General features: G+C 51.6%; 15 protein-coding genes. 2 read left to right on the plus strand and 13 right to left on the minus strand.

All coding sequences use genetic code 11. From position 1 onward, the window contains the following. Position 1: 1 nt before the first annotated feature. The 10 genes from HNQ92_RS23390 to HNQ92_RS23435 form a co-directional block, all read right to left on the minus strand. Positions 2-2,569, minus strand: coding sequence for a DUF5686 and carboxypeptidase-like regulatory domain-containing protein (locus tag HNQ92_RS23390; RefSeq protein ID WP_184177959.1), 2,568 nt, complete (start codon positions 2,567-2,569; stop codon positions 2-4). Positions 2,570-2,671: 102 nt separating this feature from the next. Then, positions 2,672-3,691 (minus strand): NAD-dependent epimerase/dehydratase family protein, encoded by a 1,020-nt coding sequence (locus tag HNQ92_RS23395; RefSeq protein WP_184177961.1) that lies wholly within the window; start codon positions 3,689-3,691, stop codon positions 2,672-2,674. Next, positions 3,688-4,809: a hypothetical protein gene (locus tag HNQ92_RS23400; protein WP_184177963.1), complete on the minus strand. Its 1,122-nt coding sequence runs from the start codon at positions 4,807-4,809 to the stop codon at positions 3,688-3,690. Before HNQ92_RS23400 ends, HNQ92_RS23395 begins: the two co-directional genes overlap by 4 nt. Further along, positions 4,806-6,011 carry a serine palmitoyltransferase gene (gene spt, locus HNQ92_RS23405; RefSeq protein ID WP_184177965.1) on the minus strand — a complete coding sequence of 402 codons (1,206 nt, stop codon included), beginning with the start codon at positions 6,009-6,011 and terminating at the stop codon, positions 4,806-4,808. Before spt ends, HNQ92_RS23400 begins: the two co-directional genes overlap by 4 nt. Positions 6,012-6,149: 138 nt before the next feature. Beyond that, positions 6,150-6,767 carry a TetR/AcrR family transcriptional regulator gene (locus tag HNQ92_RS23410; protein ID WP_343063038.1) on the minus strand — a complete coding sequence of 206 codons (618 nt, stop codon included), beginning with the start codon at positions 6,765-6,767 and terminating at the stop codon, positions 6,150-6,152. Positions 6,768-7,188: 421 nt separating this feature from the next. Continuing rightward, a complete protein-coding gene (locus HNQ92_RS23415) occupies positions 7,189-7,887 on the minus strand; it encodes a sensor histidine kinase (protein WP_184177967.1) in 699 nt (232 codons plus the stop codon). Between the two features lie 240 nt (positions 7,888-8,127). Then, complete coding sequence (locus tag HNQ92_RS23420) at positions 8,128-8,475, minus strand: cupin domain-containing protein (RefSeq protein WP_184177969.1); 348 nt, start codon at positions 8,473-8,475, stop codon at positions 8,128-8,130. Between the two features lie 126 nt (positions 8,476-8,601). Beyond that, on the minus strand, positions 8,602-8,820 hold the full coding sequence (locus HNQ92_RS23425) for a hypothetical protein (protein ID WP_184177971.1): 219 nt from the start codon (positions 8,818-8,820) through the stop codon (positions 8,602-8,604). 105 nt (positions 8,821-8,925) lie between these two features. Continuing rightward, positions 8,926-9,486: a helix-turn-helix domain-containing protein gene (locus HNQ92_RS23430; RefSeq protein WP_184177973.1), complete on the minus strand. Its 561-nt coding sequence runs from the start codon at positions 9,484-9,486 to the stop codon at positions 8,926-8,928. 337 nt (positions 9,487-9,823) lie between these two features. After that, positions 9,824-10,864 (minus strand): LLM class flavin-dependent oxidoreductase, encoded by a 1,041-nt coding sequence (locus HNQ92_RS23435; protein ID WP_184177975.1) that lies wholly within the window; start codon positions 10,862-10,864, stop codon positions 9,824-9,826. A gap of 223 nt (positions 10,865-11,087) precedes the next feature. Here HNQ92_RS23435 and HNQ92_RS23440 point away from each other — a divergent pair, with 223 nt between their 5' ends. Further along, positions 11,088-12,383: a WG repeat-containing protein gene (locus HNQ92_RS23440; RefSeq protein ID WP_184177978.1), complete on the plus strand. Its 1,296-nt coding sequence runs from the start codon at positions 11,088-11,090 to the stop codon at positions 12,381-12,383. 27 nt (positions 12,384-12,410) lie between these two features. Here HNQ92_RS23440 and HNQ92_RS23445 read toward each other — a convergent pair whose 3' ends face one another. Genes HNQ92_RS23445 through HNQ92_RS23455 form a run of 3 tightly spaced genes read right to left on the minus strand, consistent with a single transcriptional unit; the run spans position 12,411 to position 13,970 of the window. Then, entirely contained in the window at positions 12,411-13,226 is an 816-nt protein-coding gene (locus HNQ92_RS23445; protein ID WP_184177980.1) for an oxygenase MpaB family protein, read from the minus strand. Positions 13,227-13,247: 21 nt separating this feature from the next. Then, on the minus strand, positions 13,248-13,649 hold the full coding sequence (locus HNQ92_RS23450) for a ribosomal maturation YjgA family protein (RefSeq protein WP_184177983.1): 402 nt from the start codon (positions 13,647-13,649) through the stop codon (positions 13,248-13,250). A 33-nt stretch (positions 13,650-13,682) separates the two neighbouring features. Beyond that, on the minus strand, positions 13,683-13,970 hold the full coding sequence (locus HNQ92_RS23455) for a hypothetical protein (RefSeq protein WP_184177984.1): 288 nt from the start codon (positions 13,968-13,970) through the stop codon (positions 13,683-13,685). A 770-nt stretch (positions 13,971-14,740) separates the two neighbouring features. On the opposite strand from HNQ92_RS23455, the gene HNQ92_RS23460 reads away from it, so the two are divergent. Then, a complete protein-coding gene (locus HNQ92_RS23460) occupies positions 14,741-16,879 on the plus strand; it encodes a ligand-binding sensor domain-containing protein (RefSeq protein ID WP_184177986.1) in 2,139 nt (712 codons plus the stop codon). The last annotated feature ends 281 nt before the right edge of the window (positions 16,880-17,160 follow it).

Consider the following 17,160-nt stretch of genomic DNA (forward strand, 5'->3'; position numbering starts at 1 on the left):
TTTAAAAATCAAGCCTGAACCGGGCCCGGATGCCCCACTCCGTTACCTGCGGATGGTCGAGGTAGCCGAAGCGTTTCACCAGGTCGACCCGCAGTAGTTTAAAAATGTTGGCTACGCCCACGCTGCCTTCCAGGTAGGGTTGTGAGCCCAGGGCGTAGCTGATGGGCCGCCCCTGCTCATCCTTTGGAAACTGATAGACCCCAAGGGTTGTTTTTTCCGGGTTGTTTTCGTCGCGCAGGCCGCCGATGAGCGCTTTTAGGCTAACTACCTCGCGTAGTTTCAATTGTTTCAGCAGGGGTACTTTGTTGAACAGAAAGCCGTTCAGGTAGTACTGTACGTCCAGGCTGGCGTGGTGGTCGCTCACAAATTCCAGAAAATTCATCAGGTTGTAGGAGTTGAGCTGGTAGGCGTAGGTCTGGTTGGCGCGGTGGATCGTCAGCAAAGGAAACGGGATGCCCCCGCCCCGGATGAACCCTCCCTCGGCGGTCAGGTCCATGTAGCCCAGCTGCGAGAGGTACACCCGCTTGGCAACGGTACCCGTAAACTGATGGTAGCTGGTACCACCGCCTAAGATGCCTTTGAGCCCGGCGTTGTAGCGGAACGTAAAAACCGGATACTTATTGACGATGGGCGTCCGGTACAGCTTGCCCTGATAAAACTGCTCCTTGGGGGCGTACCGAAGCTCCAGGTTCAGCTCCGTGTTGGTCAGGCTGGCCACAGGCAAAGAGGGTTCATCTTCCGTGGTGCTGGGCAGGTAAGCCAGGATACCCGCCGGGTGCTGGGTCCAGTTGGTGAAGCCTACCTTATACGACAGGCGGCTTTGAAACTCCCGGACGTACTCCAGGCGCAGGACGTCGTTGTAGAGCCAGCGGTTGTTGGCGCCTCTTTTGAAAGACAAAAGAAAATTATCTTCCTGAACAAATTGCAGGTCCTGGCCGGGTATCTTGGTGTCGTGCTGGTAGCTCATCTTCACGTAGTGCAACGGAAAATGGTAGACCGACTTTTGGTTCAGGGAATAGGTACCACTCAGGAAGTACTTCCAGCGCTGATCCGTAAACCCGTAGGCGGCATAGGTTTCAAAAAAGTACCGGGTACTTAGCTCCGTGGTGGTACGCCCTCCAAAGCGCAGCCGGAAGCCTTCCACCGGATTGAAGCTGTAGAACGTATTGACCGGCCCCACCTCCACCAAGCCCAGCGACTTGTAGCCCGCCAGGAAAAGCGAGGCGATGTCCATCGTGCGGCGGAAAGAAGGAATGGTTTGGAGGGTATCGACGTGCTGGTAAATGGCCAGTTCGGTTCTTTCGAGCGGGATCGGGCGCTGGGCCTGCCAGTCAAAGGTACTTGGCTTATCTTTCGGGTTGTACAGCAGCTGCTCGGCCGGCCCCCGGTACAGGCTGTCGGGGCGGGGTTGGTCCGTGGCGTAGTGCGTGTAGCTCACTACCCGCTGGCCCAGCAAGCCGGGGCCCTTTTCACCCACCGCAAACTCCATCCGGAGGGTCGTTTTGCTGGGGTAGTAGCGGCCGTCATCGTGCTTGTCAAACTCCAGGCTGGCCTCAAGATCCCGCATGAAATTGAGGTTAATGTCTTTGTTAACCGTGAGGTAGGCATGCTGGACGGCATAGTTTCCGTCCAGCGTAACGAAGAGTCGGCCTTCAAAGAGCAGGTCCGTTTTGTTGCGGGGCACAAAGCCCAGCTCCACCAGCCAGGGTACCTGGGTTTTGAGGGTATCCCGGATGAAGTACTTATAAAAAGTCGGGGCGGTGGTGGCTATGGGGCTCAGAAGCAGGTTAGTCGCTACGGAGATGTTGTTGTCATAAAGATTGATGTCTTCGTAAATCCGGTTAAAGTAAGCACTCAACCCGTCGTTGTCGACAAACTTCGAGTCGAACTCCGCCCGTTGGCTGGCCTTGACCCACTGTTTTTTTACGTAGGGGTTTTTGCGGAAATAAACCTGCGAAAGCTTTTCCTGAAGGTAGGCGGGGAGCGTGATAGCCCCGCCGATGGCGGTGGAGTCCTGCTCTTGAAACAAAAACTGGTAGTTGCGGAAGATGCGCTTATCTTTGAATCGGTCTGTAAGGTGGCTCAGCCCAAAAGATATTTTCTCGTACTGCTCGTACTCGAGGTACGCATGGTGAGCCATTTGGTTTTCGGCTTTGTGCTCAATCACCTGCCGGATCAGCTGCACCGCCGGGTTGTCACGGTTGCGGTAGCGGGCGGCCTTGCCCCGGATGGTGACTTCCTTAAGGAGGGCGGCATCTACCTTCATCTTCACGTCAATGACCTGCGCCTTTCCCACGGCTAGCTCCTTCTGCACGCTCTCGTAGCCAATATAGCTAAACGTAATGCGCGCGTAGCTCGCCGGGATGGTAAGCGCATAGCGGCCATCGGCGTCGGCCGAAGTACCCAGGGTAGTTCCCGGAATAATGATACTTACGTAGGGGAGGGTTTCGCCCGTTTTTTCGTCCGATATAACGCCCCGAACGGTGGTTGTTTGCGCGTGGCTGGCTGTATAGCCCTGCATCAGTATACTGAGCAAGAGCACCAGTGGGAAGTGCCTTGATGTCAGCATGATGCACGTTTTAATAATTGAGGGTTCTTCTCCACGATCTTCGTTGTTAGCTAAGTACTTCCACGGCCAGGGCCGTACGTCTGTTTATTCGAGTGCCATCACTTACAGCCAGTGGTGCTCCTGGTACCAGGCCAGGGTTTCGGCCATGCCGGAGCGCAAGTCATGGCTGGGCCGGTAGTTCAGTTCCTTTTGGGCGGTTTCAATGCTACAGTACCAGTTAGCGGCGGTCAGCTCCTTTATTTTTTCTTTGTTGAGCACCGGGGTGCTTTTTGACACTATCGTACTGGCCTCCAGCAGCGTAGCCGTAAGGGCAATCAGCGGTAGCGGTACGTGCAGGCGGTAGGGGCTTTTGCCACTCAGCTCCCGGTATACCTGGGCCAGGGCGTAGCGGTCGTAGGCCCTTCCGTCTGAGATATTATAGGTACTTCCCGGCTTCGCGGGGGCCTTCAGGGCCGCCATTGTGGCCGCAACCAGGTCTTGCACGTACACAAAGCTTAGCCGTTGCGGCTGGCGGCCTATGTAAAGATCCAGCCCCCGGCTCAGGGTTTTAAAAAGAATGAAAAGATCCTTCTCGCCGGGCCCATACACTGCCGTGGGGCGGATAATCGTGAGCGGCAGCGCCTTCAATTCCATCAGGTACCTTTCGGCGCGTAGCTTACTGGCTCCGTACCAGGTCACCGGATTGGGCCGGGTGGCTTCGGTAAGGGGCTGTTGCGCGGCGTATTCAGCGGGGCCCAGGGCCGCCAGGCTACTCATGAACACAAAGCGTTTCAGCGGAATGCCCGCGGCCAGGGCCGCCTGGGCCAGGTGAAGCGTATAGGTGGCGTTCACCTGGTTATAAGCAGCCAAGTCTTTGGCCCGCGTGGCCCCGGCGGCATGAATGATGTACGCGTAGGTACCTTCCTGCAGCAGCGGGACGAGTGAGGCCGCCGAGCGATAATCCGGGTAAACCAACGTCAAAGAGCCACCCCCTTGGGCCAAGGTACCTAGCTGCCGCAATCCGCCAAGCTCGCTGGATGGCCGGACGGCCGCGTGCACGTCATAACCTTCTTGCAGCGCCGCCCGCACCAGATGCTGGCCAATGAAGCCACTGGCTCCGGTTATAAGTACCTTGTCGCTCATAGGGGCTTTTCAAACAATCGGTAACGCTTGTACAACGTCCCGTTGATCTGCTCGATGGCGTGATTCATCAGGTAGTTGTCTTCCAGCATCCACGAACATTCCCCGCCGGTGATCTTGGTGCCGTAGGTATTTTTAATAATGCTTCCGTACAGGCAGGCTTCGATTCCCAGCTTGCGGTAGCCCTCAATGACCCCCAGCGTCAGTACCCGGATGCGGGTGATGTTTTTCTTATTCAAGAGCAACTTAAAAATCCCCGTCGGCAGCAAGCGGCCGCGCTTGATGTTGATCAGGATTTGGTTGATATCCGGAATACCCAGCGCAAAACCCACCAGTTTATCCCCTTTTTCGGCCACTAAACAGAAATTCGGGTCGAGGATCATTTTGAGGTCTTTGGCCAGGTAGTCAAACTCCCGGTCGGTCATCGGCACAAAGCCCAGGTTCTTGTCCCAGGCCGTGTTGTACACTTCACGGATCTTTCGGGCCTCGTTTTTGAAATCCTTCATGTTAACCTTCCGAATGGTGATGCCGCTGCGTTTGAGCCGGTTCTGGAGGGCATCCAACAGCTTGATGGAGCGGTCGTTGGCCGCACTCACGTTGATTTCGTAGGCTAGCAGGTCCGTCTTCTTAACCAGCCCCTGGCCCAGCAGCAGCTTCTCGTAGTAGGGCGCGTTGTAAGGCATCATGGCCATCGGGGGGCGGTCAAAGCCCTCTACCAAGAGCCCGCAGGTATCGTTGGTGGAAAGATTAACCGGACCTACCAGCGTATCAGCACCTTGTTCTTTTAGCCAGGCCGAAGCGCTTTCCAATAGCATGCTGGCCGTTTTTGGGTCGTCAATGCAATCAAAAAAACCAAAGAAACCATCCTTCCGTCCCGTGAAAGCATTGTGGTTGCGGTTCCAGATGGCGGCCACTCTTCCCGTTACACGGTCTTCACTATACGTCAGGAAAAGCTTGACTTCCGAATGCTCATAAAAAGGATGCTTGCCCGGTGTGAGCATATCCCGCTGTGCTATGAAGAGCTCAGGTACATACCGGCTGTCGTCCCGGTAGAGGTCGTGCGGAAAATCAATAAAGCGGCCTAGTTCTTTAGCCGAGGAGGGGGAGACGATCCGGGTCATACTTTTAGCGATATTGACTCCGGAGATAGCTGGCGGTAGATACGCGCCATTTTATCAATGGCTTCTTCGATCTGACTAAAGCTATGGGTGGCCATCAACGAAAAGCGAATCAGGGTTTCGTCGGAGCGCACGGCGGGTGAAACCACCGGGTTCACAAAAACGCCCTCTTCGAGCAGTAGCTTGGTCATCAGGAACGTTTTTTCGTTATCCCGAATATAAATGGGAAGAATCGGGCTCTCGGTATGGCCCAGGTCGAAGCCGTTGACCAGCAGCAATTCTTTGGCGTAGCGGGTATTGGCCCAGAGCCGCTCCATGTGAAAGGGCTCGGTCTCGATGATATCCAGCGCCGCCAGGGTACTTCCCACGCTGGCGGGTGTCATGCTGGCGCTGAAGATAAGCGACCGGGCGCGGTGTTTAAGGTAATCAATGGTGGCTTCGTCGCTCGCAATAAAGCCGCCCAGGGAAGCAAAGGATTTACTAAAAGTACCCATGATCAGGTCCACCGAGTCGATAAGCCCAAAGTGAGAGGCCGTCCCGGCTCCCAAGGTACCTATGACGCCCAGGCTGTGCGCATCATCGACCAGGATCGAAGCGCCAAAATCTTCCGCCACCCTATTTAGTTCCGGAAGCTTCACAATGTCCCCTTCCATGCTGAAAATACCATCCGTCACGATCAGCTTCACGGCTTCCTCGGGCAGCAGATTCAGCTTTTTTCGCAGATCCGCCATGTCGTTGTGGGCGTACTTGATCACCTTGGAAAAAGACAACCGACTGCCGTCGATGATGGAGGCGTGATCCCGCTCATCGAGCAGAAGGTAGTCGTTGCGGCCGGTCAGGCACGAAATAGCCCCGAGGTTGGCCTGGTAGCCGGTACTAAAAAGTACCGCGGCTTGCTTGCCCGTAAACTTTGCTAACCTGTTCTCTAATTGTTCGTGTATGTCCAGAGTCCCGTTCAGGAACCGTGATCCGGCACAACCACTGCCGTACTTTTCGACCGCCTTTTGGGCGGCTTCCATCACGTGAGGGTGCGTGGTGAGCCCCAGGTACGAGTTGGAGCCAAACATCAGTACGGGCTTGCCACCAATCACAACCTCCGTATCCTGAGCCGATTGGATGGGCCTAAAATAGGGGTATACTCCCTTTTCCCGCGCCTGGGCGGCTTCTTTAAATTCGGCTACTTTTTTGTGTAGTCTACTTCTCATACAGATTACTAGTGTCAGTGTCCATGGTTAGAAAACAAATTCTCTAAGAGAAAAAGGTTATCTAATTTATTAAAATATCCGTTCCCAAGCGTCTATTTTTATTTAGTTATTTTCAAAAATGCCAGCCAAGGGGTACTCTCAGGATGAACTGGGGAAAAGGTAGTTTGTCACCAGTTCAATCACATGGTTTTTGTGTTTTTCGGTATATTCTTCAAACTGAGCCTCGTTTAAGCCGTGTAACTTCATATGCATGTTTTTGCTCATGAAAATAAACTGAAGGCTACCCAGGATCATGGGCAGCAGGTGCTCAACCCCCAGAGCGCGTATCGTTCCGTGCGAAGCCTCTTCCCGGAGTTGCTCCGCCAGTTTTTTTGTCATGGCTTCTTTGTACCTGGACATCTCCGGCAACAGTTTTTCACAATCCCGATGAATTTCGGTCATGATAAAAAGCACCAGACTTGGCTCCTGTTTCATCAGGCGGTAGTCCTCCTCAATAATGGCGATGATCTTCTCCCGCAAGCCAATCGGCTGATCCAGGATGTGGAGCGTACTGGTGCAGTACAAGGCGAGCAGATCCTGGAAAATCTCCACGAACAGTCTTTCCTTGCTCCGAAAGTAGTAGTTGGTCAAGGCAATGTTCATCCCGGCGGCATCCGCAATGTCTCGGGCGGTGGTTCCCGCAAATCCCTTTTTCAAAAAAACAGACTTCGCCGCTTCCTTTATTTTCTCCTCACTGGACGAATTAATGCACTTCACAGGGCTTTGTAGTTTATTTGGCAGAACAAAACTGGTGCCTATTTTTTGAATTCACAAGCTTTTAAGTAAATATTTTAAACGAATGTTTAAAAACTATGTTTAAAATGATTTAATATTAGAATAATACTATTTATGGATTACTGAATTACAGGTAACTTTAACTACTTGGGGGGCTAGTCTAGAAGGAAAAACGGCCTGGGCAAGAGAGGCGTACTTGTGAATAAGTGCTACCGCCAGGAGCCGAACGAGAGAAAGCCGCCCCTGGAGATCGGCCGGGGAGGAGTAAAGACTAGCAAGGTACCTTGAATCAGGCAGTACTTGCTGCCAAACCTACCTCGCTGGTCGGTAAAAAGAGGAAAGTAGAAGTCGCCAAGGAAAAGGGGTAAGCCTGCTAGAAAAGTACCAGAAGTCTAGGTCTGCTTCAGGAAAAAACAGTATCCGGGCTTGGTAGTTCAAAGGAAAGGATAAATTGGGTACCTACCCCCTCCTGAGACTCAACCTTGATGCCTACGTTATTTGAACGTAGTATAGTATACGTAGTTGCCAGCCCAATGCCCAAGCCATCCGGCTTATTAGTAAAGTATATTTTAGAGATATTTTTTAAATTTGCTTCGCTTATTCCGCAGCCGTTGTCTTCGATACGTAGCTGGCACCGACCATCCACCGACCTTACAAGAACCTTTAATTTTCCATTACCCGCAACCATAGCCTCGATCGCGTTGGTAACGATGTTTGTCAAAGCAATTTTTATCTTTGGTGCGTCCATATTCAGGAAAATATCATCCCCCTCGTACCCTTTGAATACCTTGATTTTTTTTAGCTGAATCCGGTCTTCGGCGAGCTCAAGTACCTCATCAAGCAGCTGGTGAATAGAATGTTTTTCCTTGGGCTTTTCTTGTTTATAATGGTAGGCGAGTAGCTCATTGACCAAATCTTTAATTCGGAGCGAGTTTCGTTTAATGATGTCAAGATATGGCTGGACATCACCTGTTTTATGTTCCAACTCGATCATTTCAACCGAAAGGTTGATGTTGGCTAAAGGATTACGAATCTCATGAGCATACGCTATGGAGAAATCCGGGATGATGTCGGCGGTGAACGAAATTTTAAGAGGGTCCATTTTACTTACATGTTAGTGGATCAAAATAAGTAAAGAGGTAGATCTAGATCTCCTCGCTTTTTTCAGTTAAGTCATCTGCCAGCGGTAAATCAAGTTTTATCGCTATAAACCAATGGTATAGCTAAGTACAAAGGTGCGTTATTCACCCACCGATGTGTTATAGTTAATAGTTCGATTTTTACATAAATCACACGTTGGAGAGGCGACCTTCCTGGGTAGGGAGGTAGCGGGCGATCTGGGTCAAGACACTTCTTCGTAGCCACTTTTTATGATGGTCGAAATCATTTTGAATCTTATGTTGGCTTTAATGGTGTTTCGGGAGTGGGCCGGAATGATAATGGATTGACCGGTATCAAGCAAGTGAGACTTGCCGTCAATGACGATCTCTGCCTTGCCGTCTATGACCTGAATAAAGGTGTCAAATGGAGATATTTTCTCGGTCATGGCTTCGCCCGAGTCAAAGGATACCACGCTGACATTGCCCGTTGTTTTTCTAAGAATGGTTTTGATCACTACCGAGTTGGGGATATATTCTAATATTTCGACAATGATGAAAACCTGAGATTTTTCATGATCTGAATTTTCCATGACAAATGGGCTGGTTTAAGTAGCTATAAAAAAAATAAAGACAGGTTTTGGGTACCTGTCTTTTGGTGGCCAATAGATAAATGGACGCTAGTGGTAGTAACTACCTATGGCAAATTTCGGATTCAATTATTGGCCTTTTCGAATGATGTTGATTACTTCTTCCCGCTTTTTGTTAAGCCGGGTTTCTACTCGGGTCAATAATTCATTTTCTTTACCCGTTTCGAACTGAACATCGGCATCCGTGAGCTGCAAGAATTTTTCCTGGAGTACCCTCGCCTGCGTATCCCAATTTCCGGTGATTTTGAAATCCTCTTCACTTTTAATTGGTGGCTTATTTCCTTTCATTGGTAAGACTATTTAGAAGTTGATGAGCATTGGTGCTATAATGTGTAAAGGTAGGGTTTTCGGTAAAACCAAACCTTACAGTTCTGGCGCGGTGTATTACATAAATCACATGTTTTCCAGGTTGCTGTTGCGCATCTGTTTTAGTTGTTTGTAGTAGGAAGGAGTCAGCCCGGTAACTTTTTTGAACTGGTTGGATAAGTGAGCTACGCTGCTGTAATGCAGTTTATAAGAAATCTCCGTAAGGTTGAGTTCGTCGTAGAGGAGTAGCTCTTTGACCCGCTCAATTTTGTGCATTATGATGTATTGCTGAATGGTGATGCCTTTTACCTCCGAAAAGATATTCGAGAGGTAGGTGTAATCGTAGCCCAACGTGGTGCTGAGGTAGTCGGAAAAATTCATTTTGGGTAAGTCCTCCGAGTAATGAATCATTTCTACAATCACGTTTTTTATCTTCTCGATCAGGATGCTCTTTTTGTCGTCGAGTAGCTCCAGGCCCGACTGAAGTAGGTTTTGTTTAAGCTGGGCTTGCTGCTGGGGTGTAATCTCTTCCAGGACTTCCACCATGCCCAGCTCTACAATGACCTTGTCCAACCCCAGCTTATGTAGCTCTTCCTTTACCAGCATTTTACACCTCAGGCTGACCATGTACTTAATGTATAGTTTCATAAGCGATCTGATTGGGATGATACTCAGCTTACTAAGTTCGTCAACTTTGAAACGACAAGTACTTGGGTGGCGTTGGCAAGCTAGGGAGAAACTGGGCCGTGTTTTTAGTATTGAAGGCGAGGCCCAAAATGCAGACAATCACATCCTCTACGCGAGCATCAGGCAGACTGCCTGTAGTCGGTTGTTTGCGAATCTGGCCAATCAACTTCTACGTAAAGGTACTTAAATATAAGGGGTAATGACCTAAATAGCTATTTATCTTCGAGGCAGGACACACCCAGGACTAGCCAGAAGGTAAAGGTACTTGGTTTGTACAAGTACCTTTACCTTGCTATCGCTACACCACTTCCACGCCCAGGGCCTTGCGTACCGCCGGAGCTACCTGGGTACCATAGAGCTCAATGGCCCGCAGTACCTGCTGGTGCGGAATGTGGCCCGTTACGAGTTGCGCCAGGTAGCGGGTACTTTTGAAGAGCTCGTGCTGGTACAGGATCTTGTCGATGACCTGCTGCACGCTTCCTACCATCAGCGGACCGTCTTGCCGCAGGTACTCAAACTGCTCCCTGCCCAGCGGCGACCAGCCCCGCTCGCGCCCGACGCGGTTCATCAGGGCCGAGTACGACGGGAAAATTTCGTCCGATGCCCGCTGCGAGGTATCCGCCACGTAAAAGTGCGTATTGATGGCCAGGGGTAGTTGGCTGGCATCATGCCCAGCTTCCGTGGCCGACTGCCGAAAGAGGTCGGTGAAGGGCACAAAGCGTTCGAAAGTACCCCCCAGAATCGCGACCGTCATGGGTAGATTGAGTTTTCCGGCCCGTACGGCCGAGGCGGGGGTACCTCCCACGGCAATCCAGATGGGCAGCTCGGACTGGTAGGGGCGGGGGTACACGCCGCGGTTGGGGATGGCCGCGCGGTGCTTGCCCCGCCAGCTCACTACTTCGTGCTGGTTGATGTTCAGGAGCAGCTCCAGTTTTTCGGAAAAGAGCTCGTCGTAGTCTTTGAGGTCGTAGCCAAAAAGCGGAAAGGACTCCACGAACGAACCCCGCCCGGCCATGATCTCGGCCCGGCCGCTGGAGATCAGATCCAGCGTGGCAAATTGCTGAAACACCCGCACCGGATCGGCGGAGCTAAGTACCGTCACGGCGCTGGACAGCCGGATGTTTTTGGTCACACTGGCGGCCGCGGCCAGGATCACCTCCGGTACCGAGATCACGAAGTCGGGGCGGTGGTGCTCGCCCAGGGCAAAGACGTCCAGCCCCACTTCGTCGGCCAGTTTTATTTCTTCCAACAGTTCCTGCATGCGCTGGTGAGCGTTGACGGCCCGACCCGCTACGCCGTCAGGTACCAGATCGCCAAAAGAGCTTATTCCTAATTCCATGATTAAAGTACCTTTTTTGCTTTTCATAACCGGACGGCGCTCCAAAAAGTGCCCTGGTGCAGTCAGGTACCCGCTTTGCCGTACGCGAAGGTAGTTTTGCGTGGGAAATGGTTGTAGAAGTACTTGAATTATAGAAAGAAAATATGTAGTTTTAAGGAGAATTGTGAGCCAGGTACCCTACGGAAGCCCCAGCGAACTTTATTTTTCACGCCAGTACCTACCTATGCGTACATTTCTCCCTCTGATTTTATTGTGGATCTTCGCCCATAAGTACCCTGTCCTCGCTCAGGCCAATGAAAAGACGGATAAGCCTCAATGGCTAAAAAACTACCGTGACTACTACCAGCAAGGGGAGGTCTATATCGTAAAAATCACCAACGATTTTTGTAATACGTACCAAACCTACCTGCTGGATAAAAACGGCAAAGCCCTTACTCCGGCTTACCGCGACATTGGCCGCTTCTCCAACGGCTTGGCCGAGTTTGTCCCTTTTGAGAATAGTAACGGACTGCTCAATGTACATGGATATATCAATAAAAGAGGAGAGATAGTGATTCCCCCGATCTACTACGCCGCCAGCCGTTTTCGGGATGGGATGGCTTGGGTGATCTACAAGGGCGAAATGCAGTACGGGCTTAAGTACCTAGACACCACGGGCAAGGAGATCTATAAAGTACCCGTGGAGCTATTCGCTCATGATTTTCAGATTGATAAAGCGATTCCTTCGCACGCTTGTAATTACGACTGCGATGAAGATTTGATGTGGCCGAAAGACGGGCATCTTTGGACCCTTTATTGGGTGCCAAGTCGCTATACGGAGGAAGAGATCAAAAAAAGCCGGGGTCGGTACACGCTGCATTACAAGGGAAAGTTTGGGTTTATCGACAAAAGGTACTTCGTACGTACCCCGGTGGTATTGGACGAGATCGATCCCGCGGGTACCTTTTCCGGCGAGGGACTGGAACGCGTGCGCTACGGCGACCGCTACGGTTTTGTGGATCAAACTACCGGGGAAGTAGTTATTCCCTTTTTGTATGAAAGTACCCATAAACCTACGTTGGGCTTGTTTTGGGTCAAGAAAGACGGGAAGTGGGGGTGTATCAACCGCCGGGGCGAAACGGTAATCCCTTTTAAGTACGACGCGGCGGCTCCTTTTACCAATGATAACCGCGCTAGCGTGGCCATTGCGGGGCGGTTCGGGCATATCGACACCACGGGGCGTCAAACTACCCCTTTGCATTACGAGTTTGCGTCGTACTTTAACCACGGCGCGGCCCTGGTACGGCAAAACGGAAAGTATAGGTACCTCGATACAGAGGGCAGGCCCATTACCGACCGGAAGTTCACCCTGGCGGAGCCCTTTGAGAAAGAATATGCCACTGCCGAGCAGTATGGGTTGTATTATACCGTTACGCCCCAGGGAGCCGTACGCTTTTCGGGTATTTCATACCTCTGGAAGGGTTTCCTGATCTTGGTGGGGCTGGGCTTGGTGGTCTTTTGGAGGAAAAGAGTCTATTAGCTTGCTTTAACCATAGGCCCTTCGAATCTATCGGTGCTTCCCCGCAGGTACCTGATCCAGTGCATTGATTTGCTTTTTATACTCGGCTGGCAGGATGAGTTCTTTCAGAAGCCAATCGACTTTGAAGATACGGCTCAACTTGTAAAGCCCCAGCAAAGGCTTCAGGAAGGATTGTCGGTGGAAACCCAGCAACGAAAGTACCCTTGAGGGCGCTACCAGCTTCTGCGTCTCCAGCAGAATGCGGTACCGCAGCGGGCCCAGGTGCTTGCGGTACTGCCGGAACAGGTCCTGCGTGTAGGGGCTGCGCTGGAGATCCTGTAGGAGGTGTTCTTGCCGCATTGCTTCCCAGGCTTCCAGGGTTTCGGGCAGGCCAGGTACCCCCATCCGACTGCCGACTTCATAAAATACGTCGAAGACTTCCTGCTTTTCGTCTCGGCTGAGTTTCCGATCCAGCAACTCGTAGGCCCGGATGGAGTAGTCGATCAGCATGAAGAGAACGTCGCGGTACGCCCAGTCGGGAATGCGGGTACCGCGTTTGGCTTCTACGTCGGCATGAATGGCCGCTATGGCCTCGATGGCGCGCAGGGCGGCCTTCCTCTCCGAAAACACGATGGCCCGGGCGTAGGAAACGGTGGAGAAAAGCCGACCGAGCGGATCGGCCGGGAGGCGGCCCGTAAAGTATAGCCAGTCCACGGCCTTGTTGAGGGCAAACTCCGCGGCGGCACCCGCAAAAATAACCAGAATGGTGTCGGCGTTCCCCCAAATCTGCCGCACGATGGAGCCCTCCTTCACAAAATGGACGCTACTTTCGCGAAGCGTGGGCGTATTGAAATCTGCAATCATTACCTTTTACCTGATTTAGTGTTACATAGGGGTACTTAGGGTACCTTTATGCCTAACGTTTTCCCGCCATTTTTCGACTAGCAGAATAAGAAAAGTACCCGCCAGATAAGCCAGCAAATCCAGCCAGGCAAAGGAAGTACCCAGGAGGGTTCGGGCCAGGGTTGATTTTTCCAAGCCCAGCTTCTCCACCAGCCGGAGGTACTGGAGAAATTCCAGGGTACCTGCGAAAAACAAAACGCACCAAGCCAGCGGATAGACAGGTACCCTGAGAAACGCTTTGAAAAAGCAATAGAGTAGGATAACCACGAGAACATCCCCCAGATACGGACGTACCAAAGGGTCCCGGACAAAAAGCGCGATGAGCACTTCCATCGCCAAGAGCAAGAGGGCCCATCCAAAGTAGTTTTTATGGAACGTCAGCATGATCTAAGGGTTAACGGAGGAATGGATTACGGATCAGAAAGTACCCCGCATCAGCTCAATTTTGTCGAAGAGTTCACCAACGCCCAGGGCGGCCCAGAGTATAAATAGGCCCAGTACGATTTTCACCGCGCCCGGAAGCGGCCAACCGGTTTTTTCCCTGAATAGGGTAGCGAGCGGGGGAGCGTACACCCACGAAAGCAGAAGCAGAAAAATGCCAAAGCCGGGGTCGTTGCCCCAGAAAACGTTGATCGTGCCGATGGCGACCACCACAATGCCAAATAGCCAGCTGATGGAGTTCGTAAAGAGGGAAGTGCTGTTCATGGTTCTCATACTGATTTTTTGTTTTTATGTTTAACTATAAGTTGGTAATACACGGATTCATCCACGAGCCGGTTTTCCGGCGAAACAAAGCACTTTGCATTGTTATAAAGTACTTTGTTTTTCAAAGTAGATGGCTAAAAAAATAACCCTGATTTTTCTCTCGGGCCTGCTACGAGCAAGGGCAGGGTTTTGCTAAAGGCCGGGACCCGCACTTGCACTCATTTCTTTGTCTCTCTCTTCGATCAAAGTACTTTGTGATGCAAAGTTAAAAAGGATTTTGAAATAAGCAACAGTCCGTTCGAAAATAAGGGTACATGAAAAATTTTGTAAAGTACCTTTTTTTCGAGCGAAACGAGGCATTTTTTCAGCCGGAAGCTACGAGCTGAAAAAATAACGAATCGGACCGCCGAGCGGTTGCAGCCGAAAAGACAATGTTGCAGCTTAAAGAAACGAACGCAAACAGCTTCTTAGATGAAAAAGGGTACAGATCGTTTATTGTTCCGCTTGAAAACAGATTTTTCGGTGCGTTAGTATTTAGTTTAGACTCGATAATTGCCTTAAAGTACGTTGGGGGTACTTGTAAAAATTTAGGTCGAAAACAGCATGCTCTAAAGGCTGCACTAGCAGGAAAATTTACCCTACCCCTGCGCTACCTCCCGGAGAAGATTCCTTACTGTTTTTTTCGTAGCCATTTAATAGCCTGATTTTCCATTTGGGAGCTACTATACCTGCGGACAGCCTAAGGATCAATCTCCCTAAACCCCAAATGCATGAGCGCAAGGCTTCTAATCTTGTTCTGGTTGGCCGTTGGATACGGCTGCCGACCTCAAAATAGCACCCCTGCTAAAACGTTTCAGCAAAAACGAAGCCGGATAATCGATCTACCTCCGTCAGCCGGTAAGGCTGTTCTGCGAATCCTGCCCAGCGACGAGGGCGTTGTTGTCATCACCCGAAACGGCGTGTTCCCCTACCACAACGGTGCTTGGCGTAGTGACTCCCTGCGGGTACCGGTAGAGCAAGCCGTTTACGACCCAAGCGGAACGCTTTGGCTTTCCAACTCCAAAAGCCTGTTTACGAAGGATAATCGGCAGGTGATCGATTTATCGGCCCTCGCCGACCCGGTCACCCAATTCTTTTGGGATTCAGAAAACCAACTTTATGCTGCCACGACCGACGGGTTATACTGGATGGCTGACACCTGGCAACCAATCCACCCCCTAAAAGGAAGGGGTGTCCACGCACTAGTCCAGGATGCCGATAGTACCCTGTGGGTGGCCACCTCTGAGGGTCTCTGGCAACGAAAAAAAAAGCAATGGATCAACCTGGACGAAACGCTGATGGCGGTTGGCAACGAGCGCTATTACCATTCCCTGGCTCTAAACACGGCGGGGGATGCGCTTTACTACGGGGCCCCCCATTCCATCGGGGTAATCCGCCAAAACGGTCAACACGAGGCTTGGAGCGGTGCCCACGGACTCCCCTATGGGCCGGCCCGTGTCATGCGACTGATCGGCGAGGAACTGTGGATCGGTACGACCGAGGGGGTCATTCAAAAAGACACGGCCTGGCACTACTATTGGGGAAAACGATGGCTACCCGGCAACCGGGTAACGGACATTTGCGAAATCGCCCCCGGCACTATTTGGGTCGCAACTGACCAGGGAATCGGTGAGATCAGCCAACAGACCATGACCCTTGAAGAAAAAGCGGCTCACTTTGCTGACCTCATTGAAAAGCGGCACAACCGTAGGGGGATTATCAACGTGTCGAAGTTAGCCAACGTGGGAGACCTGGCGACCAGCTATATGGAAAACGAAGACAATGACGGGCTGTGGACCTCCTGTTTCCTGGCTGCGGAATGCTATCGGTATGCGGCAACCGGATCAGAAGAAGCCAAGCAACGCGCCATTCGGACCTTCGAAGCACTCGAACGGCTGGAGACCGTGACCGGGATTCCCGGTTATCCTGCCCGCTCGTACGCGCTGGCCACCGACAGCGTCAAGCAGTCCGCCTCGCCGCATCCCAAGCAGTGGCACCCATCGCCGGATGGGCAATGGGTTTGGTTAGACGATACGAGTTCGGATGAAATTGCCGGGCATTTTTTCACCCTTTCTCTGTTCCATGACCTGGTAGCCGATGCGGGTCAGAAGAAGCGGATCGTGGGGTTGATCGATCGTATCATGACCCACATCGTGGAGAACAATTACCATCTGGTAGACTTGGACGGGAAGCCCACCCGTTGGGGGGTCTGGAATCCGGACTCGCTCAACCACGCTCCCCGCTGGCTCTATGAAAAGGGGCTAAATTCCCTACAGATTTTATCGCACCTCAAAACCGCCCTTCACTTCACGGGGAATCTAAAATACGAAACGGTTTACCAAAAACTGGTGCAAGAACACGGCTATGCCGTCAATGCCGTTCAGGCCAAGCAATTTGGCCCTTTCGAGACCAGTCATTCCGACGACATTCTGACGTTTTTTCCTTACTATGGACTGTTTCAGTTTAGTGATGGCGATCCGAACCGGAGGTTATATGAACAAAGTCTGCTTAGAAGCTGGGAGGCGGTCCGCGGCGACCGGATGCCCGTCTGGAATGTCATGGCGAGTGCTTTCCTGCAACAAGCGTGTGACCTGGAGGCAGCCCGCCAGGAGCTTATGGACTATCCGCTGGATCAGATCGACTGGACCATGCAAAACCATCATCGCTGGGACCTGCAACGTGATCCCCTGGTTGACCGATCCGGACAGCCGCAGGCCCTAAAGCCAATCCCATCTGCGCAGAGCAGTGTATCGCGATGGAATACGAACCCCAAGCGGTTGGATTCAGGCAACGGGGGGAAAACGGAAGAAACCGGTACCTACTTTTTGTTCGCCTATTGGATGGGGCGGTATTATGGGTATTTTGACTAGGACGTCAGAACCGTAGCGGAACCGTTGAAACAACTTTTCCTCCTCAAAGAAGCATGAACCTGGTTCTTCCAAGGCGGGTTTTCGGTACGATCCGGATGGATTGGGATGACTGGAAGGGAGAGTGGCAAACCTGCTCCGGGAAATCTCGTATCTAACGGAAGTGGTTATCGAACCGCCCGCCTTAACGAAGCGGTGCGTTTTATCTACTTGATGAAGAGGGATTTACAAATAAAAAAAAACGGTACAAGTGACGAATTTCTCGACTTGTACCGTTTGGGCGG

The sequence above is a fragment of the Rhabdobacter roseus genome, from assembly GCF_014202275.1.
Classification (GTDB): Bacteria; Bacteroidota; Bacteroidia; order Cytophagales; family Spirosomataceae; genus Rhabdobacter; species Rhabdobacter roseus.

What these genes read in the sequence shown, in the direction of transcription:
- HNQ92_RS23395 (WP_184177961.1), bottom strand. Translation starts at nt 3,691, where the DNA reads ATGAGCGACAAGGTACTTATAACCGGAGCCAGTGGCTTCATTGGCCAG.
- HNQ92_RS23435 (WP_184177975.1), bottom strand. Translation starts at nt 10,864, where the DNA reads ATGGAATTAGGAATAAGCTCTTTTGGCGATCTGGTACCTGACGGCGTA.
- HNQ92_RS23455 (WP_184177984.1), bottom strand. Translation starts at nt 13,970, where the DNA reads ATGAACAGCACTTCCCTCTTTACGAACTCCATCAGCTGGCTATTTGGC.
- HNQ92_RS23425 (WP_184177971.1), bottom strand. Translation starts at nt 8,820, where the DNA reads ATGAAAGGAAATAAGCCACCAATTAAAAGTGAAGAGGATTTCAAAATC.
- HNQ92_RS23450 (WP_184177983.1), bottom strand. Translation starts at nt 13,649, where the DNA reads ATGCTGACGTTCCATAAAAACTACTTTGGATGGGCCCTCTTGCTCTTG.
- HNQ92_RS23460 (WP_184177986.1), top strand. Translation starts at nt 14,741, where the DNA reads ATGAGCGCAAGGCTTCTAATCTTGTTCTGGTTGGCCGTTGGATACGGC.
- HNQ92_RS23420 (WP_184177969.1), bottom strand. Translation starts at nt 8,475, where the DNA reads ATGGAAAATTCAGATCATGAAAAATCTCAGGTTTTCATCATTGTCGAA.
- HNQ92_RS23440 (WP_184177978.1), top strand. Translation starts at nt 11,088, where the DNA reads ATGCGTACATTTCTCCCTCTGATTTTATTGTGGATCTTCGCCCATAAG.
- HNQ92_RS23445 (WP_184177980.1), bottom strand. Translation starts at nt 13,226, where the DNA reads ATGATTGCAGATTTCAATACGCCCACGCTTCGCGAAAGTAGCGTCCAT.
- HNQ92_RS23415 (WP_184177967.1), bottom strand. Translation starts at nt 7,887, where the DNA reads ATGGACCCTCTTAAAATTTCGTTCACCGCCGACATCATCCCGGATTTC.
- HNQ92_RS23390 (WP_184177959.1), bottom strand. Translation starts at nt 2,569, where the DNA reads ATGCTGACATCAAGGCACTTCCCACTGGTGCTCTTGCTCAGTATACTG.
- HNQ92_RS23400 (WP_184177963.1), bottom strand. Translation starts at nt 4,809, where the DNA reads ATGACCCGGATCGTCTCCCCCTCCTCGGCTAAAGAACTAGGCCGCTTT.
- HNQ92_RS23430 (WP_184177973.1), bottom strand. Translation starts at nt 9,486, where the DNA reads ATGAAACTATACATTAAGTACATGGTCAGCCTGAGGTGTAAAATGCTG.
- spt (WP_184177965.1), bottom strand. Translation starts at nt 6,011, where the DNA reads ATGAGAAGTAGACTACACAAAAAAGTAGCCGAATTTAAAGAAGCCGCC.